20 protein-coding genes are annotated in these 21,736 nt (G+C 70.9%); 6 read left to right on the top strand and 14 right to left on the bottom strand.

The features are described from left to right. The first annotated feature begins 227 nt into the window (after positions 1 to 227). Positions 228 to 1,184, top strand: coding sequence for an ACP S-malonyltransferase (locus OG966_RS30685; protein WP_326653210.1), 957 nt, complete (start codon positions 228 to 230; stop codon positions 1,182 to 1,184). 38 nt (positions 1,185 to 1,222) lie between these two features. Here the strand turns inward: OG966_RS30685 and OG966_RS30680 are convergent, their stop codons facing one another. After that, complete coding sequence (locus OG966_RS30680; RefSeq protein ID WP_326653209.1) at positions 1,223 to 1,468, bottom strand: acyl carrier protein; 246 nt, start codon at positions 1,466 to 1,468, stop codon at positions 1,223 to 1,225. An 89-nt stretch (positions 1,469 to 1,557) separates the two neighbouring features. Between OG966_RS30680 and OG966_RS30675 the strand changes: the two genes are divergently transcribed. Then, the gene (locus OG966_RS30675) at positions 1,558 to 3,117 is read left to right on the top strand and encodes an AMP-binding protein (protein WP_326653208.1); all 1,560 of its coding nucleotides are present in this window, start codon (positions 1,558 to 1,560) and stop codon (positions 3,115 to 3,117) included. Here OG966_RS30675 and OG966_RS30670 read toward each other — a convergent pair. After that, positions 3,098 to 3,874 (bottom strand): TetR/AcrR family transcriptional regulator, encoded by a 777-nt coding sequence (locus OG966_RS30670; RefSeq protein WP_326653206.1) that lies wholly within the window; start codon positions 3,872 to 3,874, stop codon positions 3,098 to 3,100. The two genes, OG966_RS30675 and OG966_RS30670, sit on opposite strands and share 20 nt — an antisense overlap. A 115-nt stretch (positions 3,875 to 3,989) precedes the next feature. Here OG966_RS30670 and OG966_RS30665 point away from each other — a divergent pair, with 115 nt between their 5' ends. The 4 genes from OG966_RS30665 to OG966_RS30650 all read left to right on the top strand — a co-directional run bounded on the left by OG966_RS30665 (position 3,990) and on the right by OG966_RS30650 (position 7,652). Next, positions 3,990 to 5,708, top strand: coding sequence for a DHA2 family efflux MFS transporter permease subunit (locus OG966_RS30665; RefSeq protein WP_326653205.1), 1,719 nt, complete (start codon positions 3,990 to 3,992; stop codon positions 5,706 to 5,708). Positions 5,709 to 5,811: 103 nt separating this feature from the next. After that, entirely contained in the window at positions 5,812 to 6,198 is a 387-nt protein-coding gene (locus tag OG966_RS30660) for a cold-shock protein (RefSeq protein ID WP_326653204.1), read from the top strand. A 229-nt stretch (positions 6,199 to 6,427) separates the two neighbouring features. After that, a complete protein-coding gene (locus OG966_RS30655) occupies positions 6,428 to 7,282 on the top strand; it encodes a mycofactocin-coupled SDR family oxidoreductase (protein WP_326653203.1) in 855 nt (284 codons plus the stop codon). Between the two features lie 70 nt (positions 7,283 to 7,352). Next, entirely contained in the window at positions 7,353 to 7,652 is a 300-nt protein-coding gene (locus OG966_RS30650) for a hypothetical protein (RefSeq protein ID WP_326653202.1), read from the top strand. 290 nt (positions 7,653 to 7,942) lie between these two features. Here OG966_RS30650 and OG966_RS30645 read toward each other — a convergent pair whose 3' ends face one another. The 12 genes from OG966_RS30645 to OG966_RS30590 all read right to left on the bottom strand — a co-directional run bounded on the left by OG966_RS30645 (position 7,943) and on the right by OG966_RS30590 (position 21,499). Further along, complete coding sequence (locus OG966_RS30645; RefSeq protein ID WP_326653201.1) at positions 7,943 to 8,947, bottom strand: NADase-type glycan-binding domain-containing protein; 1,005 nt, start codon at positions 8,945 to 8,947, stop codon at positions 7,943 to 7,945. Positions 8,948 to 9,282: 335 nt separating this feature from the next. Further along, entirely contained in the window at positions 9,283 to 9,948 is a 666-nt protein-coding gene (locus OG966_RS30640; protein ID WP_326653200.1) for a phage tail protein, read from the bottom strand. Further along, a complete protein-coding gene (locus OG966_RS30635) occupies positions 9,945 to 11,903 on the bottom strand; it encodes a putative baseplate assembly protein (RefSeq protein ID WP_326653199.1) in 1,959 nt (652 codons plus the stop codon). Before OG966_RS30635 ends, OG966_RS30640 begins: the two co-directional genes overlap by 4 nt. Beyond that, on the bottom strand, positions 11,903 to 12,328 hold the full coding sequence (locus OG966_RS30630) for a GPW/gp25 family protein (RefSeq protein ID WP_326653197.1): 426 nt from the start codon (positions 12,326 to 12,328) through the stop codon (positions 11,903 to 11,905). Before OG966_RS30630 ends, OG966_RS30635 begins: the two co-directional genes overlap by 1 nt. Beyond that, positions 12,328 to 14,217, bottom strand: a complete 1,890-nt coding sequence (locus OG966_RS30625; RefSeq protein WP_326653196.1) for a VgrG-related protein — start codon at positions 14,215 to 14,217, stop codon at positions 12,328 to 12,330. Before OG966_RS30625 ends, OG966_RS30630 begins: the two co-directional genes overlap by 1 nt. Further along, entirely contained in the window at positions 14,217 to 14,969 is a 753-nt protein-coding gene (locus OG966_RS30620) for a CIS tube protein (protein ID WP_326653195.1), read from the bottom strand. The genes OG966_RS30625 and OG966_RS30620 overlap by 1 nt, the downstream gene beginning before the upstream one ends. Continuing rightward, positions 14,970 to 15,407, bottom strand: coding sequence for a phage tail protein (locus OG966_RS30615; RefSeq protein WP_326653194.1), 438 nt, complete (start codon positions 15,405 to 15,407; stop codon positions 14,970 to 14,972). Between the two features lie 73 nt (positions 15,408 to 15,480). Further along, positions 15,481 to 16,110, bottom strand: a complete 630-nt coding sequence (locus OG966_RS30610; protein ID WP_326653193.1) for a hypothetical protein — start codon at positions 16,108 to 16,110, stop codon at positions 15,481 to 15,483. A 2,603-nt stretch (positions 16,111 to 18,713) separates the two neighbouring features. Further along, positions 18,714 to 18,872: a DUF6760 family protein gene (locus tag OG966_RS30605; protein WP_326653192.1), complete on the bottom strand. Its 159-nt coding sequence runs from the start codon at positions 18,870 to 18,872 to the stop codon at positions 18,714 to 18,716. Beyond that, complete coding sequence (locus OG966_RS30600; protein WP_326653190.1) at positions 18,869 to 19,327, bottom strand: hypothetical protein; 459 nt, start codon at positions 19,325 to 19,327, stop codon at positions 18,869 to 18,871. The genes OG966_RS30605 and OG966_RS30600 overlap by 4 nt, the downstream gene beginning before the upstream one ends. Then, positions 19,327 to 19,770, bottom strand: coding sequence for a phage tail protein (locus tag OG966_RS30595; protein ID WP_326653189.1), 444 nt, complete (start codon positions 19,768 to 19,770; stop codon positions 19,327 to 19,329). The genes OG966_RS30600 and OG966_RS30595 overlap by 1 nt, the downstream gene beginning before the upstream one ends. Before the next feature lie 121 nt (positions 19,771 to 19,891). Continuing rightward, positions 19,892 to 21,499 (bottom strand): phage tail sheath family protein, encoded by a 1,608-nt coding sequence (locus OG966_RS30590; protein ID WP_326653188.1) that lies wholly within the window; start codon positions 21,497 to 21,499, stop codon positions 19,892 to 19,894. Positions 21,500 to 21,736: the final 237 nt, after the last annotated feature.

Genomic DNA, 21,736 nt, shown 5'->3' with positions numbered 1-21,736 from the left:
GCATGCCGGTGTCCCGCGGTGAATTCCGCGGCACCGTTCCACGCGCTTGAAGCTAATCAATCCGAGGCGTCGCCACAGGTGCTTTTCGGCCTCTTGCAAGCGGTTACCCGGGCTTAGGGGACGCTAGGGGTTCTGCGCCCGAACAGGTGACAGGAAACTCGGCAGGACCACACGTGAGCGGCTGGTCGAGCCGTGAGCATGGAGCGAATCGGCCGCCTGGAGGAGATATGGATAACGGCGACGCGACCACCACCGCGATTGTGTTTCCGGGGATCAGCGACACGGCATATGCCGATCTCGCGAAATTCCTGATGCTGAACAAATCAGCCAGGGCACTCGTCGGTGAAGCGAGTGAAATTCTCGGCTACCACCTGCTGGACCGGTACAAGACCGACGACGGACGTTTCACCGAAAGTTCCCGGGTGTCCTTTCTGGTGGGCTGCCTGGCGCTGGCCCGTGACGCCGAGCAGCGGTCGGGGCTGCGGCCGGACGTCGTCGTCGGGCCGAGCTTCGGCGGCATGCCTGCGGCCGTGTACGCCGGGGCGGTCGGCTTCGCCGACGCGGTGCGGATGACCGCGGGGTGGGGCGCCTGCGTCGAGCGGTACTTCGCCGGGCAGTACGCCGACACCGTCTCGCAGTCCTGCGCCCGGATCCCCGAGGCGGAAGTGGAAGGGGTCCTCGCGCAGCTCAGGGAAGACGGCGAGTGGCACGACGTCGCCTGCTACGTCGACACGGACTTCGTCATCGTCTCGGTGCGCGACGAGCGGCTTCCCTGGCTGGTGGAGCAGTTGCGTGCGCGCGGCGGCCTGCCGCTGGCCACCATGCGCCCGCCCATGCACTCGCCGTCCTTCGGCGCACTGCGCGACGAGGTGGCCGGCGAGGTGTTCGCGCGCCTGGTCTTCGCCGACCCGGTACTGCCGATGGTCGACGATCACGACGGCAGCGCGGTGGAAACGGCGGAGCAGGTACGGGAGATGGTGCTCGACGGCATCGTGGCGCCGGTCCGCTGGCCGAGTGTGGTGGCGGCGCTGCGGGCCAGGGGCGTGACCGAGCTGGTCGTCGCCGGCCAGGACAGCCTCTGGGGGCGCGTCCGGTGCAGCACCGACAACTTCGCGGTGACGACGCTGACGCCCCGGCGCGCACTGGTGCCGCCGGCCCGCCGACTGCCGGCAGCCACAAGGTGACCGCGATACGGGCGATCGTGAGCACACTCGCGCCGCACTCATGCCGGCGCCCGCACCTCGGCAAGGGTCTGCCAGAGCAGCGCCGGCGTGGCGAAGCGCTCCATGCTCATGGCGTCGTTGCTGAAGCGCACGCCGTAGGCGGACTCGAGCGCTGCCAGCAGCTCGACGGTCGCCATGGAGTCGAGCCCCAGATCCTTCAGGGGCAGGTCTTCGGTGAGCGGCTCGTCCGGCCCGATGAACGGGGTGTGCCGGCGAAGCAGCTGCTCGAACTCGGAATCCCACACGGTCGGGCCCTTCCTGCTCGGCGAACTCGGCGTCAACCTAAGGGCGCCCCGCGATCGGCAACAACCCCTAACCCTGGCAGGAGGCCACGATGATCGAGCCGGTTCCGGACGCCGGGGTGCATCACCGATTCCTCGCCGGGCTGCGCGTGGCTCCCGACCGGCCCGCGCTGCACCTCGGTGCCGGGGAGCACTACACCTACCGTGAGCTGCACGCCACGGCGCTGCAGTGGGCGGGCACTCTCACCAGTCGCCTTTCCGGCCGCCCGCGGCGGATCGCCGTGCTGGCCGGCAAGAACCACACCGGCTATGCCGGGGTGCTCTCCGCGCTCTACACCGGAGCGGCCGCCGTCCCGCTGCATGTGCAGTGGCCGGCCGGGCAGATCGGGCAGATGCTCCGGGCGGCGCAGGTGGACGCGGTGATCGCCGATCCGGACGGACTGGCCACGGTGCGCGAGACGGGGCTGGACCTGCCGGTGCTGTGCCCGGCACTGGGCGACGACGGCGACGTGTCCTCCGACCGCCTTCTGGCCCTCGATCCCGCGGACGCGCTGGGGCATCCCGCCGCCGCCGACCCCGCCGACGTCGCCTACGTGCTGTTCACCTCGGGCTCGACCGGGCGGCCCAAGGGGGTGCCGCTGACGCACGCCAACTACCGGCACTACTTCGCGGTGGTCGACGCGCGCTACGACTTCGGCGTGGGCGACGGCTTCGCCCAGACCGTCGAGCTGAACTTCGACTGCGCCATCTTCGACCTGTTCTGCGCCTGGGGCTCGGGCGCCTGCGTGCACCCCGTCCCGCCGACGGCCTACCTCGACCTGCCGGCGTTCGTCCGCGAGCGGAGGGTCACCGTGTGGTTCTCCACGCCGAGCGCCATCGCGCTGGTCCGGCGTACCGGCGGGCTGGTACCCGGCTCGATGCCGGGCCTGCGCTGGAGTTTCTTCGCGGGCGAGGCGCTGCGCTGCGGCGACGCCGAGGAATGGCAGCTGGCGGCGGACCACAGCATCATCGAGAACCTCTACGGCCCGACCGAGCTGACCATCACGGTGAGCGCCCATCGGTGGTCGAGCCAGGTCTCCACCGAACTGGCGGTCAACGGGGTGGTCCCGATCGGCGCCGTCCACGAGGGACACCTGGCCCGCATGGTGGGCGACGACGGCCGGGAGAGCCTCCGGACCGGCGAACTGTGCATCAGCGGGCCGCAGTTGACCACCGGCTATCTCGACCCGGCCGACGGGGCAGGGCGGTTCTTCGTCTCGGACGGGCGTACCTGGTACCGGACGGGCGACCGCGTGGTCCGCTCGGCCGACCAGTACAGCTACGTGGGGCGGCTGGACTCGCAGGTGCAGCTCAAAGGGCTGCGGGTCGAGCTGGCGGAGGTCGACAACGCGGTGCGCTCCTGCCCGGGGGTGAGCGACGCGGTCGCGTTGCCGCGGCCGGCCGACACCTCCCAGGAGCTGGTCGTCTTCTACACCGGTGAGTGGGTCGCGCCGTCGACGCTGGTCAAGCACCTCCAGCATCTGCTGCCCGGCGGTGCGCTGCCACGCGAGTACCGGCACCTCGACGAGTTCCCGCTCAACTCGAACAAGAAGATCGACCGCAAGACACTGGCCCTGCAGGCCCAGCTTCCCCTCAGGACTGCGGGGATGTAGGACGCGCGCGGTCCTTCATCGCCTCGCGTTCCGCGATCCGGACGCCGATGCCGTCGAGGACCACCCGCAGGCCGAAGGCCGGGCCGTTGTCGTCGGACGGGTCGAAGGCGCCGGAGGTCATGGCCTCCAGCAGCGCCGGGTAGCGGTCGCTGTGTTTGCGTACCAGGTCGGCGACGGTGGCACCCCAGTGCTCGTTCGAGATATCGGTGGTGTGGCCGGACGGGCTGTTGGCGGCGTACTGCACCCAGCTGCGCACGTGTCCATTGACGGCGACGACGGCGTCGGTCTTCTCGCTGCCGCTCAGGGCCGTCCCGCCGAGGGCCGACACGGCGGCTTCCAGCCAGCCGAGCTCATTGGGACCCATCGCCCGGCCGAACGTCGCGGCCAGCACGGCCCAGGGGTGGTCGTTGAGGACCATGAAGTAGCAGTGCGCCCACACCTCGAGCTTGGCGCGCCAGTCGCCGATGGAGTCCGAGAGAACCGGCGGCTCTCCGAGCGCCGCGTCGATCATGATGCTGACCAGCTCGTTCTTGCCGGGCAGATAGCGGTACAGCGACATCGTGCTGAAACCGAGCTCCCCGGCCACGCGCTGCATGGACAGCGCGGAGAAGCCCTCCGTGTCGGCGATCTCGATGGCGCACTCCACGATGCGCCCGACGGTCAGCGCCGGCTTGGGCCCGCGGGCCGAGCGGCTCTGGTCGCCCCAAAGGAGCTCCAGAGTCCGCGAGAAGTCGTCAGTTCCATCCGTTTTCGCCACAAGTGCCCCAGTTGTCGAATGCGAGGCGATTGACCACCCCGCGCTTCTGTGTATAGCCTACACAAGTGAGTACGGCATACACAGTTACCGCCCTCGTAGACCGGAGACTATTCTGATGGTTACCTCTCCAACCGCTGTCCACTTGGGCGCGCCGCCGCAACTCGGCGGGCGCCGCTGGGTCGCCCTCGTGGTGATCTGCATGGCGGCGCTGCTGTTGAGCGTCGACCTCACCGTCCTGCAGCTGGCCATTCCCTCGCTCATCAAAGACCTCCACCCCACGTCCAGCCAGACGCTCTGGATCGCGGACGTCTACGGTCTGACACTCTCCGGCCTCCTCGTCACCATGGGCAGCTTCGGCGACCGGATCGGCCGCAAGAAGCTGCTGCTGGCCGGCTCGTTCTCGTTCGCCGCGGCCTCCGTGCTGTGCGCCTACGCGGACTCACCGGGCTGGCTCATCTTCGGACGGGCGCTGCTCGGCGTCGCCGGCGCGACTGTGTACCCGACCACCCTTTCCATCATCCGCAACATCTTCACCGACCCCAAGGAGCGGACCACCGCCGTCGGCATCTGGGCCGCCATGATCAGCGGCGGCATGGCGATCGGTCCGGTCATCGGCGGCCCCCTGCTCAACAACTTCTGGTGGGGCTCGGTCTTCCTGATCAACGTCCCCATCATGGTGCTGCTGTTCTCGGTGGCGGTCGTCGTCGTCCCCGAGTCCCGCAGCCCGCTGCCCGGGCGCATCGACCCGGTCAGCGTGGTCCTCTCGATCGTCGGCATCGTCGGCATCGTCTACGCCATTCAGGAGTCGGTGCACGACGGGTTCACCGACAAGCGGGTGCTGGCCGCCGCGGTCATCGGCGTCGTCGCACTGCTGGTCTTCGGCCTCAAGCAGGTCCGCATGGAGCACCCGCTGATCGACGTCAAACTCTTCCGCAACATGGCGTTCTCCGGCGCGGTCGCGGCCAACACCTTCGCCCTGTTCGCCTTCATCGGGACGACATTGCTGCTCAGCCAGTACTTCCAGCTGGTGCATCAGTGGTCGCCGCTGAAGTCGGGCCTCGCGATGCTGCCCCCAGCCGGTGCGGCCATCCTCATCGCCCCGGTGATCGGGATGCTGGTGCCGAAGATCGGCCGGGCCAAGCTCTCCTGCTTCGGACTGGCCGTCGGCGCGGGGGCGATGGTCTTCTACAGCACGCTGGAGGTCGAGACCAGCTACGGCATCGTCATCATCCCGATCATTCTGCAGGGGATCGGCGCCGTGTCGACGTTCACCGTCACCTCGGACACCATCGTCAACAGCGCGCCCAAGGAGCGCTCCGGCGCCGCGGCCGCGCTCGCCACCACAGCAGCCGAACTCGGCGGCGCGCTCGGCATGGCCGTGCTCGGCACCATCCTCAACAACCGTTACCAGCACACGCTCACCCTCCCCGAGGGCACCCCGGCGTCCATCGCCGCGGCGGCGAACGACTCCCTCGGCGGCGCTCTCGAAGCCACGGCCGCGGCACCCGGGCAGCTGGCCTCCGCCATCGTCGACGCGGCCGACGATGCCTTCATGCGGGGCCTGCACTCCGCCGTGCTGCTCAACGTGGTGATCCTCGGCGCGGTCGCGATCGCGGCGCTGATCACACTGCGCCACGCCCCGGCCTCCTACCCGGAGGACTTCGAGGAGGAGTTCCCCGGCCTCGGCGAGTACCTCGCACACCACCCGGAGGAGGCGGCCGCGCTCAACGTCAGCGGCGCCGTGAAGGGCGCCGACGGCACCACGGCGGTCCCCGCCCCCACCGCCCACCGCACGGACGTCCGCACGGACGCCGACACGCAGCGGGGCAGCTGAGCCAGGGCTGACCGAGCAAGGCGTCCCCGACAGCCCGAGGGCCCACGGCGTCCCCGACACCGACGACACAGAAAGCGCGGAACCCATGCCTGTAGGTCGAGTAGTGAGTTTCGACAGCGTTCGCGGTTACGGCTTCGTCAGCCACCCCTCCGGCGAGGACGCCTTCATGCACGCGAACGACATCCTCTGCGACCGGTACCTCATCGCCCCCGGCATGCCGGTCCAGTTCGAGGACACCGAGAGCGAGCGGGGCCTGAAGGCCGTCAATGTCCGTCTCCTCGACCAGATGTCGTCCGCCGAGGCCGACGGGGCACACCCGGCCGGCCCGGCGACCGACTCCGCTGCCGGGATGATGACGTCGGCCGAGCTCCTCCAGGAGTTCACAGACGTCATCATCTCGGAAGCTCCGTCGGTGACCGCGGCGCAGATCTCCCAGTTGCGCGAACGGCTGCTGGCCACGGCCCGAAGCCACGGCTGGGTGCACGACTGACCTACCCGGGCGCACCGGTCGGCGCAGGTCTGGGGGCCCTTCCCCGGGCGCCCCCGGACGGCCCCTAGGTCTGCGCCGACCGGGAATCTAGGGGTCGTCCGCTTTGCGAAGCCCTGGCTATAAAGGACCCCGCGGCGCGCGCACTCGACGCGGCTGCGCCGCCGTCCGAATTCGCAGTAGTGCACCGCCGCGCAAACGCAAACTCTTTCAGTGCCTACGGAGGCGAATCATGGGCCGGGTCGATGGCAAGGTCGTCGCAATAACCGGAGCCGCCCGCGGCCAGGGGCGCAGCCACGCGCTACGACTGGCCGAGGAGGGGGCGGACATCGTCGCGCTCGACATCTGCCAGGAAATCCCGGTCGCCGACTACGGGATGGCGTCCGGCACGGACCTCGAGGAGACCGCTGAGCTGGTCAGGAAGACCGGACGGCGCGCCGTGGTCAAGCAGGTCGACGTCCGCGACCGTCCCGCGCTCGACCGGGCCTTCACCGAGGCGGTGGAGGAGCTGGGCCGGCTCGACGTCGTCGTCGCCAACGCGGGTATCAGCCCGGTCGGTATGAACCGCCCGTTGAGCGCGTTCACCGAGACCATCGACGTCAACCTGCTCGGCTCGATCTCCACCGTCCACGCGGCGCTGCCCCATCTTGCCGACGGCTCGTCCATCATCGTGATGGGCTCGGTCGCCGGTCTCGCCCCGGAGCTCGCGGGCAACGGCGTTGCCGGGCCCGGCGGGTACGGCTACAGCTTCTCCAAGAAGACGCTCATCGACTACGTCAATTGGCTCGCCGTGCAGCTCGCCCCGAAGGGCACCCGCGTCAACGCGGTCCACCCGGGCAACGTCGCCACCCGGATGGTGCAGAACGAGTCCACGTACCGCACCTACCGGCCCGACCTCGAGAACCCCACCGAGGCCGACGCCGAGGTGCTCTTCAGGAACTTCCACGCCATGGGTGTTCCGCTGCTGGATCCGATCGACATCTCCCACGCCGTGGTCTACCTGGCCTCGGACGAATCGCGGTACCTCACCGGCGTACAGCTCAAGATCGACGCCGGCGCCCTGGCTCAGCGGGAGATCCAGCGCTGAGCCGCCCAGGGCGGGTACCCGTCAGCCCCACCCGGCCCTGCCGGGCCACTCACCAACCTATGGAGAACCCATGAGCAACATCGACGGCAAGTGGTCCATCACCATTGCCTCGCCCATCGGCCCGCAGCACGGCACCGTGGACATCACACGGACCGGCGCCGCGCTCAGCGGCACCGCGACCGCCATGGGCAGCACGGTGGTCATCGAGGACGGGCGACTCGAGGGCGACCGGGCGCAGTTCACCATCAACATGGAGCGCCCGATGCCCATGAAGATGGACTTCGACCTGATCGTCGCCGGCGACTCGCTGACCGGGGGGACCATCGCGGGCACCTTCGGCCGGCTGCCGGTCACGGGTCAGCGCGACTGACCCGGCCGCGGCGCCGTCAGGGCGCGGGCGCCGACTCGGCGGTGCCCCGGCGTCCTGCGTACGGAGCGGCTCCCGTCTGAGCCCGAGATCCCCCCGGCCACTGTCGTGTACGCGCGCACGCCCCCGCCGCGCGATACAGGTGACGCGGTGGCCAGGGCACCGCACCGCGTGGGCCACGAGGTCGTGGTGACCACGGGGTGCGGAGCGGATCCGGGAGGCTGGGCACCCCCGTCCCAGCCTCCCGGCGTCCGTGGCACATGACGAACCACGTGACGAACCGGATAACCACGTTACGAACCGGATGAGCGCCCGAAGAACTCGATCTCGGCGATGGAGACCTGCTTGTCGGCGGCGGCTCCGTGGGCGGAGCGCAGGATGAAGCGGACGGCGCTGACCTCGCCGACACGGAAGGGCCGGCGTTGGCTGCCGGCGCCCTGGTCGAGGGTGAGATTGCGGGTGGTGGTCCTGCCGTCGGCGGTGGTGATCAGGGCTTCCACACGGTGCGGGAGAGCGGACTTGGAGAGGTCGGCCGCCCTGGTGGAGATGCCGGGGGTGATGAGAATGTCCAGCAGGCGAGTGGGCCGCTGGAATCGGGCCTCGATCCACTCGCCGTCGCCACCCTGGGAGACACCGGGGCCCCACCAGGTGTTGTTGGTCTTGTCGAAGGCCAGCTCCGGGTTGTGGCCGCGGAAGGAGCGGGACGCCTTGACGGAATCCGGGGCGACCGGGGCCCGCTTGGCGAAGTGGTCACGCGCGGCCTGATACGCGTTGTCGGCGTAGAAGGTCCCGGTCACCACCAGCGCGGCCACCAGGCCCCAGACAGCCAAGGTGACGATCCGGCCCAGGCTCCGACGCAGGCGCGGGCGGTCACCCGCCCAGGGAGCCGGCCGATTGCGGAAGTCCAGCATGCGACGCCACCAGGGCAGGCGCCGGGCCGCCGGGCCCCCCGGACCGCCGGCGAGGGTCATGGCGCAGCGACGGCAGAAGTGGCGGCCGGGCCGGTTGCCGGTGCCGCACCACGGGCAGGGGGTGCCGCCCTCCTCGTCCGGCTCTGTGCCGGGTCCCTGGGCCCGGGGGCGGGCCGCGGCGGGGCGGCCGGGCAGGACCGGGGCCACGTCCGGGGTCGTCGTCACCCGCTGGTTCGGGTCGGCGACCGGTATGAGCAGCGCCCTGGCCCGCTCGTCGGCTGCTGGCGGCACGGGTTCGGTCGGGGCGGTGTCCTCGGTGGAGGAGCCGGCCGGCGCGGAGTCGGGGCCGACGGCGGGGACGGGTTCGGTGCGGGCGGCGTCATCCACGCGGGCCTGCGCCTGATCAGACTCGTGATCAGGCCCGTAATCAGACTCGTGATCAGGCCCGTGACCGGGCTGAGTGGCGGAAGCGGGGGCAGGAGCGTGAGCCGGTTCCCGGCTGTCCCCGCTCGCATCCTCCCGAACCGTCCCCCGGCTCTCGGTCCGGTCCGGCGTGCGAGTGGCGGCCTGGGGCGTCCAGCTGAGGACCGCACCACAGCCGTCGCAGAAGGACTGCCCGGGGGCGGGGCGCGTACCGCACTCGGCGCAGGTCTGGGCCCTGCGCTCGCCCTCGCCGGTGTTCGAGGGCTGGGCACCGTCGGAAGAGGCGGAGGTCTGGCTGGTCACCTGTCGGGTGTCCTTTCGGCAGCGGTCACCTGGACCGTGAAGGGCATGTGAGCGGGGCGGGCGGCGGCGACGAGACTCTCCAGCCGGTGCTCGTCGGAGGGGCTCGGGTCGGGCAGCCGTACGGTGACGTGCAGTCGCGGGCGGCGCTCGCCGGGGACCGGGCCGAGCGGCCGGGCGTCCCACGCGGCGGCGCCGCTCTCGGTGATCTCGGGCTCCACGCCGAACGCGAGCCGTAGCGCTTCGGCCAGACCGCGCCGAGTGCCGCGGATGCGGTGCAGATGTACCGCGGCGGCGACCGCCGCGCGGAGCATGGCCGTGTCCTGCGACCGGTCCGGCACATACGGGCGGCCGGAGCACCCCGGTCCGTCCGGTCCGTCCGGTCCGTCCGGCCGGCCGGCTCGATCCGCTCCGACCGCGCGGTCCGCGCGGTCCAAACCTTCGGTCTCCGCGCCGACCCACTCGCCGAGCCAGCGGGTGAAGTCGGCAGGGGCGAGCGACGGTGTGAAGTACGCGTCCAGGCAGTCCAGCACGTTGTGGACCGGAGCCAGCACCTCGTCGAGCCCGGCCACGAACTTCTGCGCCAGGTCGTCGTCGGCAAAGACGGCGGGCAGCATCGGGCCCAGCGGGGCCGAGGAGCCCAGACCGTCCACCGACCCCCTCATGCCGCGTCCCCGATCACGCGAACCCGGTGGTCGAAGGAGAAGACCAGGGCCGGGGCGGCGAGGTCGATCCGCTCCGTGGGGTCACCGCGCTTGCCCGTCAGCGGGTCGGCGGGGTGGAGCAGCACCTCGTCCACGAGCTCGACGCCGGGCACCCGTTGCAGGACCGCGAAGACCTCGCCGGCCTGCACCGGGCGGCCGAAGGGCCAGCCGGTGCCCTGCGCTCCGCCGGTCAGCGGGTCGAGGTGCCGGTAGAGGGCGTCGTGGGCCTGTCGCCGGACCCGGTCGGTGTCGGCGCCGCGGAAGGCGTGCAGGGTCGCGACGACGGTGATGCCCTGGTAGTAGGGCGGCCCCACAGCCAGCCGGGTACCGATCAGGCGCCGCTCGTCCAGATAGCGGGTGATCCTCCCCAGCAACATGTCGCCCGGTACGAGTTGCTCGAAGCGCAGCCGTCCACCCGGGTCGGGCACGGCCTGCGGGACGACCAGGACCCGTACGACATGGGCGCCGTGTTCGTCCGGATCGGCCGCCAGGCAGGTGATGCGCGCGGTCTCGGGCGCGGCACGCCGGGCCAGCTCCTCGTAGTCGCGCAGGGTCACGGCGCGGTCCTGGGCGCTCAGGGCGATGGGTGCCCGGGCCTTCGCCTCCTCGACGGTCTCGCCGTCGACCCCGCCGCTCGCGGCCTCGCGGTTGGTGACGTCGGAGATGTACGGGACGGAGTCGCGCAGCACCTGGATGGCGCCCCGGGCGACATTGCCCGCCTTGCCGCCTCCCGTGCGGTAGAGGCGGGCGCGGATGAAGGCGCCCTTGGGCGGCACGGCTCCGTACTGGCGCAGGGTGCCGTCCGGTTCACGTACTGAGGGACCGAAGGCGATCTCGCCGGTGGCCGCGTCGAGGGTGAGGTGCCGGTCGTCGGGGCCCGAGGCGGCGAAGTGGCCGACGGTGGCCCAGTCGGTCCATCCGTCGCGCTCGGCGACCTGGAGGTGCAGCGGGGGTACGTCACCGACGACGGGCGCGTTGGCGAGCCGCAGCCGCTGGCCGGGCAGCCCGGTGGACTCTCCCAGAGCCTCGCCGCGGACCGTCTCGGCGTGTACGGCGGGGGCGGTGCCGCCGATGGTGAACGCTTCGGCGGACCGGATGGTGGGCGAGGTGGTGTAGAACGGCTGGCCCGGCTCGGGGTCGGTGACTTGGCAGCGCAGCCAGCCCGCCTCGCGCCGCCCGGCGCGGGAGAGGGTGTGGCCGCCGGGGACGTGCAGCACGACCTCGCCGGGGCGGTTGAGGCCGCCGGTGGTGTCCCGGTCGACCTCGCAGGCCGCCCAGCCGTCCGCGGTCCACGCCTCCCACGCCAGGGGCGGCTGCCGGGGGTCCACGCCGACACCGTCCACCTGGCTGTCGAGCGTCAGTGCCACCGCGCAGTGCGGTACGGCCGCGCTGAGCCCGAACAGCATGCGGTCGCCGGGCCGCGGGGACTCGGCAAAGCACAGCACGTCCTTGCCCTCGGTGAGGTCCGACGTACGGTCGGCCGCCTCCTCCCCGTCCGACTGGACGACGAAATACGACAACTCACAGGAAACTACGGCGAGTTGACGCTCGGTGGCGAAGACGACCGCCTCCTCGCTCTCGGTGCGCGCGGTGGCGACCTCGGTCCCGGCGGCCAGCAGGACCGGCTGCTCCTGCGGCGCGGACAGCCAGAACGTGACGTCGGCGCGGGCGGCGGAGGGCGGGAAGAGCGTGATCCCGATGAGGTCGAGGAAGGCGAGATGGTTCTTCTCGGGCACGCGGTTGAGCCGGTACACGACCTGATCCGCCATGTGCGCGACCGTCTCGACCAGCGTGACACCCGGGTCGGAGACATTGTGATCGGTCCACTCCGGCGCCCGCTGCTGGATATAGCGCTTGGCGTCGTCCACGAACTGCTGGAAGCGGCGGTCGTCGAGATTCGGGGAGGGCAGTGCCATCAGCGTTCGCTTCCAAGCTGCTCGTCGGGCTCTTCGTGGGAGGGGATGACGTAGAACGGGAAGACCAGGCTGCGCGGGTTGTTGGTGCCGCGGACCGAGTAACGGACGTCGATGAAGAGCACGCCCTGCTCGTCCCCGGCGCTCACCTCCACGTCGTCCACGTCGATACGCGGCTCCCAGCGGTCGAGGCTGGCGTACACCTCGTGCTGGATGCGGCCCGCGGTGGCCTCGTTGACCGGGGCGAAGACCATGTCGTGGATGGCACAGCCGAATTCGGGGCGCATCGGCCGCTCGCCCGGCGCGGTGGCCAGGACGAGGCGGATGGCTTCCTCGATCTCACGCTCACCGCTGACCAGGGCGATGCCCCCGGTAGGACTGACACGCAGCGGGAACGCCCATCCGGAGCCGACGAATTGCTCTGCCATCAGATCACCGGCTTCCCGTTGGAGGAGAGCAGACCCATCGATGTGATCGAGCCTGCCCGGATGCCGATGTTGACGGCCGCCGTCAGCTGGAGGCTGGGCCCCGCGGACAGCGACACGACGCCGAGGGTCTTCATGTTCAGGGCACCCGTGGCGTTGATGCTGGCCGCGCCGCCCGCTTTGAGGTTGAGAGCGGAGCCCGCGGTGATGCTGAGGAGCCCCCCGCTCTTGAGCGACAGCTGGCCGCCCGCCGTCAGCGACAGATTCCCGCCCGCCTCGACGGACACCGACCGGGTCCCCGTGATGGTGACGCTGCCCTTGCTGTCCACTGTGATGCTGGTGCGCGTACGGTCCATGTTGATGGTCAGCCGGTTGTCACCCGTGCTGAGCCGCACCCCGCGCTTGAGGCCGGGACGCTGGTCGAGCAGGTCCACGCGGTTGCCGCTGCGGTCGGACAGGGTGTGCCGGGTGACCTTGCCGCGTGTGCGGTCGTAGAGCGGGACATCGAGGGGGTCGGGCTTGTCCTTGCCGTTGTAGAGGCCGCCGATGACGTACGGGTGGTCCAGGGCGCCGCGGTCGAACGCCACCAGCACCTCGTCGCCGACGTCCGGGGCGATCACCCCGCCGCCCTTCACCCCGCCGAACTGCACCGTACGGGTCCAGTCACTGACGTACTTGTCGTCGAGCCAGGGGAACCGCAGCTTGACCCTGCCCTGCCTGAGAGGGTCCTTGATGTCGGTGACCAGGGCGTTCGCGACGCTCGGCAGCTTGGGCGAGGTCACCGCGGAGCCGCCCGATGTGAGGCCGTACAGGGAACGCCACTGCCGGCCGCTGACGGTCAGCAGAGTCTCGTAGTGCCGGCCGTCCCCGAAGGTGTGGCGCGCGGCGGTCACGGTGTACTTGCCCTCGAACGGGGCGCCCACATCGGCGAGGGCGACCGGGACACCGGGCCGCAACTTGGGGTTGCCGCGTACGGTCACCTCCAGCTCGGCGAAAGCCCCGGTCACGTCGTCGGCGAGAGAGTCGGCCGCGTGCTTGACCTCGCCCTGTTTGTCGTAGGGGGTGTCGGTCTCCACGAGCGTGGCCATGCCGAAGGAGGAGGCGGCCTTGCCGGGCGTGGTGCCGATGGTGAGGCCGGAGTTGGTCTTGGCGGGCGCCTGCGCGGTGAGGGCCCGCTTGGTCGTCACGTCCCACCCGCGCGCCTGGACGTTGGACACCTGGTCGGCGGAGGTGACCGCGGCGCGGCAGCGCAGAATGTCGGTGCCCGCCTCCAGGACGAACGGGCTCCTGTCGCCCGGGGTGCTCACCGGGGGCGCGCCGGACGCCGGATCGGGTTTGGCGAACTGGAATTTGCCCTTGGAGTCGATGGACATCACCATCTCGTTCTCGTCCGCGAGCCGGGACAGGAAATCCCAGTCGGTGACGTTGGCCTGGGTGATGAACTCGTAGATGCCCTTGGTTCGTTCGACCTTTCCCACCGGGACCTTGCACTTGGCCGCCAGCTTGCGCGCGATGTCGGCGGCGGTCATGTTGCGGTACGCGGCCACCCGGCGCTGTCTGAGCATCCGGTGGCCCCGGTCGTAGCCGCGTACGACGGTGAACGTACCGGTGCCGTCGTAGTCGCTCTCCAGGCCGGTGACCTCACCGGTGAACAGCGGGATCTGCGCGCCTTGGCCGTCCGACACGGGAGCCACGACCACGGGCGCGCCGATCGAAATGTCCGCCTCGCTGAGCACCTTCCGCTTGGGATCGCGGAAGGTGAGCTCGAACGCGCCGGGCACCCCGGCGCCGAGGTCGACCCAGCCCGCGACGAGCAGCTTGGCGACGGTGGGCGTGAGATTCTTGCCGCGGATCTTGACGTCGAAGACGTTGGAGTAGCCGATCAGGGTCATCAGAGGCCGACCTCTTCGACGGCGGGAAGCATGAGCTCACGGCCGGGGGACAGCTGCGCCGGGTTGTCGATCCCATTGGCCTCGGCGATCGTGCGCCAGACGGTGGCATCCCCGTACTCACGCCACGCGAGGAACTGGAGCGAGTCGCCCGCCACGACCCGGTGCACCCGCCGGGCGGTGAGCGCGCCGGAGGTGGGGTTCTGGCCGGCGGTCTTGTTCGGGATCTCGTGCAGGTGCACCTGGCAGGTGGCACGGATGGGCACGCCGGTGGTGCCGAAGAGGGTGTACGAGGCCTCCACGGCGCTGACATAGGCGGTGAAGCGGGCGGTCGAGAACGCCCCCCACTCGAAAACCACCCACGGGGTCGAGGGCTGCTTCGCCGCGATGCTGGCGGCGGTCACCTCACAGCAGGAGAAGAGCGACTCGACGTTCTTGCGCACTTCATTGCTGTCCGGCCTGTCGGAACGGTCCAGGAAGACCTCCACCGTCATTTCACGTGGCTCGGGCCCCATGAACTCCGGGACCGCGCCGTCGCGCACGGCCGCGGTGGGTGTGGTCTTCCACTGGGCCCTACGGCTCAGCGCCAGCTGGGACGGGTTGAAGTCGAACTGGAAGGTGCTGATCAGCGCGCCGGGCTTGGTGCTGTAGCCGATGGGTGGCTGGTGAATGGCGAGCGTGGCCCGTACGAGGCTCTTGCCCGCGCCGCCCTTTCCGCCGCCGCCCTTGCCCGCGCCGCCGCCCTTCGCCGCCATTTACGCCGCCCCCGCGTCGGTGAAGCCGTGGTGCGCAATCTCCAGGACCTCGGTGGCCACGGCCGGGCTGGACGGGTCCAGGGACGGGCCCCGCCAGCTCACGGGAAGGACGTCGATCAGCCCCCACCGGGCGACGATCGAGCCGTCGGCACGCAGGGCGGCGATCTGTGCGGTGGGACGGACCACGCCGCTGGTGACGGAGGAGATCCAGGCCGCGACCTTGGCGGTGTCCGGGGTGAGGGGACGGGTCAGCGTGATGTTGGAGAAGCTGACGCGGGAGGGCAGCTGCCATACGAAGCCGTTGTTGCCGCCCTCCTGGCGCTGCTCGATCTCCACCTGGGAGGAGAGGCCGTCGCAGCCGTTGAAGTTGCCCAGGCTCTCACCGTCGATGGTGAGGTTGAAGAAAATGGTGGAGCCGGGATCCAGGTCCTTGGGCATCGGGTGGCCTTCCTGCTTCCTGCGTTCCTGCGGGTGGTTCGGGGTGGCGTGGGGCGGGTCTGTGGCTCGGCGGTCAGCGGCGCGGGTCCCGCAGCTTGCCGATCCGTTCGCGGTCGAGGCGCAGCTCCGTACGGAGCAGCCGGGTCATCGGGCCGATCAACCGGTGGGTCAGCTCGTCCACCTGACCGTCGGTCAGATGGCGGGCGTCGAACACGGCGCCGGCCGTCCCCGTACCGGAGTCGCGCCGGGTGCTGTTCGGCCTGTGGCCGCCGGACGGAGGCGGGTCGCCGGGCGGGGGCGGGCTGCCCCCGGTCGGCGTGTCACCACCGCGGCCGGTGCGCTGGACCGTGACGGGTGCGGGCCGCTGCTCCGCCGGGCGGGGAGCGGACGCCCGTGGCGGCGCGGGGGGCGCCGGGAGTCGGGATGCCACGGGCGGGGTCGCGGGCGCCTGCTGCACGGGCAACGCCACGGGCGGCGCGGGCGCCGCGACGGCGAGCTGCACGACCCGACCGGACCCGGTACCGGACCCGGTCCCTGTCCCGGTACCGGACTCGGCCGGGCCGGTGTCGGGGATACGCGCGGGCGGACCGCTCGCTGGACGTACGGCCGCACCAGGAACCAGGGCCTGCGCCTGCGAACGCTGGACGACGGGGAACGCCTCGGCCACACCGCTGAACCTTGTGCCGTCGGTGCTGCGTTGCACCGGCGCAATATCTGCCGCGTTCGCACCGGCCTTGGGGGCCTGGACGGGAAGCGACGGTGCTGAAACGGCTCCGAGCGCGTATGCCCGTGTGGCTACGGGTGCCGGTGAGGCCAGGGGTGCGGGTGCAGTCGGGACCGGTGAGCATCCCGGCGCGGGCGTGGCTCCTGTCGGCGACGCCGATGCCGACGCCGATTCCGAAGCAACGGCGGCTTTGTGGCTTGTTACGGAACGCTGTACCGCCCTGCCGCCGACCGCACCGGCCGTCGTCACGCGGCGCAGCGGAACCGCCTTCGTGCCCCTCGCCGCCGCGGGCGTCAGCGGCACCGCCCGCGCCGGGGCCAGGGGGCGTACGGCGGCGGGAGAGCCGGCGACCGCGGACGCACCAGGAGCACCGGGAGCACGGACACCCCGTTGCACCACTCCGGAACCTTTCCCCAGTGCCGACGGCACAGCGGTTGCCGGACCCACCGGCAAGGGAGCCACGGGCGCGGCGCCGGGCGCCGAGCCTCGCACGGGCGAACCGGCCGCTGCGGACCTATCATTGGAGACATCGTGAGCGGCGGACAAACGCTGCACAGGCGGCACAGCCTCGGCCGGTGCGCCCGAGCCGGACCCGGCAGCCCCCGACATGGGCCGCACCGAACCCACCAGCGGAGCTGGCGGAACCGGACGTGTCTGCCGGACCGGCGGCGCACCCGCCGACGGCTCGATGCCGGCCGACGACCGCTGCACCGGTGGCAGGTCAGCGCCGGAGGCCGCGGAAACGCCCAAGGAGGCGGCACGCGGCAGGTTCACCGGTGCGGGACCCGCAGGACCGGCCTGCGTACCGCTCACCGAGGAACCACCGACCTGCGTCGGCCGTACCGGCTGCGTACCCGGGTCCGCTGGCGCAACGGCCTTGTTCACACTCGATGTTGACCGCTGCACAGACAGTCCTGCGTCCGCCGGATCCGACGCGGACCCGGCAGCCGCGACCGACCGTGCCGAGCCCACCTGCGGAGCGATCGGAAGCGCGCGAGCGCTACCAGGACCACTTACGGAACCCGCCCCCGACGTGGTGGCGCCAGGAAGCCTCTGCACAACAAGGGCACCCGGACCGGCCGGTGGACCGGTCGCGGGACTGCCTGACGAACCGCGCGTCCCGGAGCCGGCGGCCGTGGACGACTGCCGTATCGATGGAACTGCGCCGCCGGGACCGGCGACGGGATCCGGAGTCACGGCCGTTGGCGTTCGGTCAGCCCCCGTGGAGGTCGCGGGCCGCTGCACCGGAAGGGCATCCGTCGGGCCGCTCGACTGTCCACCGGCAGCGCTCGGCCCGGATGCGCCACCGGCCACCGACGACCGCTGAAGCGGCGGAAGGTCCGCGCCCGTACTCCCGGCCGTCACCGGCCGCTCGCCCGGGGCGGAAGCCGAACCTGGCGTCAGCGCCGCGGCGTTCGCGGGACCGCCACCGGTGCCCGGGCCGGACCCCTTCCGCCGGACGTCAGCGCCACCGCCGGTGGCGGTGAGCGGCACCGCACCCGCGGGCGGTGCGGACAAGGGGGCGCCCAGCAGTGACCGGCGGCCCGGCGGCGGCGCTGACGGCCCCGGGTCCGGAGAAGGAGAGGAAGACGAAGAGGCGGCAGAGGATGCCGGGGAAGGACGAGAGGCAGAAGGCGTGGACGCGCCCATGGTGGGCCTCGTTTCACCGGCCCTGGTAGGTGTTCCGAGCCCGGCCACCCGGCCCGGCACACGCGACGCGCGTCGCTGAACGGATGCCGGAGCTACCGGAAGGCCGGAGGAACCGGAAGGACCAGGGGAATCAGAGGAGCCGGAGTGCCCGGCCTGCCCGGGCGAAGGAACAGAAAGAGCCGGAAAATCCTGCCCCGGGTTCGTGCCCCGGTCCGCAGCCATGGGACGCGGCGGCTGCGAAACGCCCGGACTGCTCGAACCGCTCGGACTGCGTGAACTGCGTGAGCTACTCGGAGCGCCCGGAGCGCCCGGACTGCTTGACCCACCAGGACTGCCCGACGGTGCCGTACGCGACACTTCCGGCCGTACCGGCGGCTGCGCCGGGACCACGGTCGGGAGCACCCGGCGCTGCACCGCGCTCGGAGCGGGGGCGCTGGTCAGCCTCGAGGGCGATGAGCCCGACCGGGGCCGTACCGGCACGGCCCGCAGACCCGTCGCGCGCTGGACCGAGGGAGCTCCGCCCTCGCCTCCCCCGCCATCGACCACGGCGACCGGCAGGGACAGCGTGGGCTCGCCGAGGCCCCCGGAGACTCCCCCTGCGGCGGGCGCCAGGGCATCCCTGATCAGCCCGGTCGGAGCGCCGTCGAGGACGGCGTGCGAGAGCGTCCCCACGAAGGAGGGGTTCTGCCACGAGGCCAGGGTGCTCGCGAAGTCGGAGGTCGCGACCACCTGCCGCGCCACGGGTACCGTCGCGCGCTGGATCGTCGGCAGACCGGCCCATCCGCGCCCGGTGCCCGAGGAAGAACCGGCAGCCGAAGGACCGGCAGCCGAAGCGTCGGCACCGGTGCCGGAAGTCTCCGGGGCCGGTACGGCACCGGATGCCGTGCCGTCCCGGTCCTGGCCCCGGCCGCGGAACCTGTCGAGGATGCCCATTACCGCTCCGCCGCCCCACGTGTCACAAGCGTGGCGATCTGCTCCGCGTAACGCCGCCGTTCCCGGTGTTCGAGGTCCAGGATCTCCTCCAGGCTCCAGTGGAAGTGGTAGGCGATGTACGCGATCTCCTCATGAATCCGGTCGGTCGCGTACATCACGATTCCCCCAGGCGGCTCCCGCCGAGCTCGACCTCGAACGGCTGCTCGCAGTGCGGGCAGGACACCCCGGCACGCGTGTGGCCCTCGGCGTTGACCTGACGGTAGAAGTCCTGAAGAAAGGCGAGGTCGGAGGCGAACATGTTCTCCACGACGCCGTCGTGCATGTGTGCCACGGTGCCCAGCCGGGTGATCACCCGGCCGAGCAGCACCACCGACAGATACGCGGGGTTCTCCTGGACCCGTACATCCCGCAGCGGGATCAGTTCGTCCCGGGCGGTCGCCAGGCGCATCACCCCGTCCCGGTGCACGGTGCCCGTGTCGTCCACGTACCCGCGCGGCAGCTCGAACGTGAACTCGGTGCGCAACTGCTGCCGTACCGGCGCCGGTTCCGCCGCTGGTTCCGCCGCCGCGAAGGCGGACGCGGCGGCAGGACCGGTGGCCGTTCCCCGGCGCATTACTCCATGACCATTTCTTCGTAAGTGATGGTCACGGACTCGGTGAGCGCGGAGGCCTCGCCGGCCTTGACCGTGCTGGCCGAGATCTTGCTGCACCAGGCGTTGCGCAGGTGGTAACGCTTCACCGGGTTGTTCTGGTAGTCCATCACCAGGATGCTGGCGTTCTTACGGGCAGATCCCATGTCGCCCTTCACCGAGGCGTTGATCCAATCGTTGAAGGCAGCGGACTGGGTCATACCACGCACGACGGTCGCTTCCCCGGCCTTCTTCACGCCGGGCAGCTTCTTGGTGATGGGCTGGCCGTTGGACGAGACCTGCTGGAATTCGATGACGTCCTGCGTCATGTCCAGGCCGCTGACCTCCTGGAGGTACTCGACCATGACGCCGTCGATCTGAAGGCCAAAATTATGTGAGGTGAGGGCATCACCAGGCTGCAGACTCATGGGCTGTTCCTTCTGCTGACGCTGTTGCTGGTACCGGTGGCGCTTCCGGTCGACGGCCGAGGGCCGCTCAACGGCGGGGCGCTGCCGGGGAGGGGACGAAACTCAAGGCCGGGAGAGCGGTCTATTCCTCCAACTCGCCGCCGCCGCTGGAGAACTGCGCCAGCCGGAAGATCACGAACTCGGCCGGCTTGACGGGGGAGACACCGATCTCGCAGATCACGCGTCCCAGATCCACCGACTCCGGCGGGTTGGTCTCGGCGTCACACTTCACGTAGTACGCGTCCTCCGGCTGCCCGCCGAACAGAGCGCCGCTGCGCCATTCGGTCACCAGGAACGCGGAGATGTTCCGCCGGATCCGGGCCCACAGCGCCTGGTCGTTGGGCTCGAAGACCACCCACTGGGTACCGGTGAGGATCGACTCCTCCAGGTAGTTGAAGTACCTGCGAACGTTGAGGTAGCGCCAGGCCGGGTCGGAGGACAGGGTGCGCGCACCCCAGACCCGGATACCGCGGCCCGGGAAGGAGCGGATGCAGTTGATACCGAGCGGGTTGAGAAGATCCTGCTCACCCCGGGTGATCTGCATCTCCAGGTCCACGGCGCCCCGCACGACCTCGTTGGCGGGGGCCTTGTGCACACCGCGCTCGAAGTCGTTACGTGCCCAGATACCGGCCACGTGGCCGCTGGGTGGAATGATCCGGGTCTGGCCGCCTGCCGGGTCGAAGACCTTGATCCACGGGTAGTACAGCGCCGCGTACTTGGAGTCGTAGTTGGTCGTCTCCTGGCGCCACACCCGGATCTGGCGGGCGTTGAGTCCCGGCGGCGGGTCGATGACGGCCAGGCGGTCGCCCATCAGCTCACAGTGCGCGATCAGACCGAGCTGGACCGCCTTCACGGCATCCAGGTCGATCGCACCGCGCTGGTAGGCGGCCATCAGGTCGGGGACGGCGACCATCGAGATCTCGTCCACCGCCTCGAGCCCGCCGAAGCCGGTGCGGTCCGCGGAGTCGCCCAGGTACTCGGCGACGCCGACCTGCCCGGCATCGCCCTTCGCGGGGACCGCCGGGACCGCGGCCGTTCCCGCCCCGGCCGGCGCCGCCAGCGCCACCGTCTGGTTCTCGGGGCGCGCCAACTGCGAGGCGGTAGCGGCCTCCTGAACGGTGATCAGCTTCGAACGTTCCCTGACCTGCGTGACGACGTAGTTCCGGTTGCTCTTCTTCGCCGTCACGTCGAAGGTCTCGACAGCCTTGTCGCCGTCCTTGACCACCAGCCGGAAGCGGTCGGCCGGACCTTCGCCCTCCGCGTCGGCGACCTCGACGCTGATCGCGCCGCTCTCGCCCGGCGCGGTGGCCGACACCTTGAACGTGCCGAGCTGCTTCGGCTCACCGGCGGTCAGCGCGGCCGGACCGCTGCCGCTCGCCACGGCCGCGGTCCCGTCGTCCGGGACTCCCCCCGACACCCCGCCGGGCACTCCGCCCACCCGGACGACGTACGCGGCGGATCCGCCGTTGTTGAAGAAGCCGTACACGGAGTGCGCGAGAAAGTATCCGTCGGTGAACTCGCCGAACGACGCGACGTACTGCGTCCAGTTGGTCACCAACGTCGGCTCGTTGAGCGGCCCTTCGGGAGCCAGACCGACAAAGGCGGCCACCGAGGTGCCCACACCCTCGATCGGACGCGAGCCGCTGGCCACCTCTTCCACGTACACGCCCGGCGACAGGTACGACGGCATGCTCTGCTCTCCTCGGGGTAATGGACAAGTCGACTCCCACCCTCACGTGGGTGCGGGGCCGGCGAAACGGCCGCCCGTACCTGCTTGGGGGCACAACGCGTGCCCTCGGCGGGCGGCGACGCGACGCAGGACGGTCCGGATACCGTGCGCGTGCTCAGCACGGCAGGTCAGGCACGAGGCCGGAACGTGAGAAGGAGGCTCCGCACCACCTCGGAGGCACACGCCCCGGCCTCGCGG

It is taken from the genome of Streptomyces sp. NBC_01750 (assembly GCF_035918095.1).
Lineage (GTDB): Bacteria > Actinomycetota > Actinomycetes > Streptomycetales > Streptomycetaceae > Streptomyces.
This window is presented reverse-complemented; position numbering and strand designations above follow the sequence as displayed.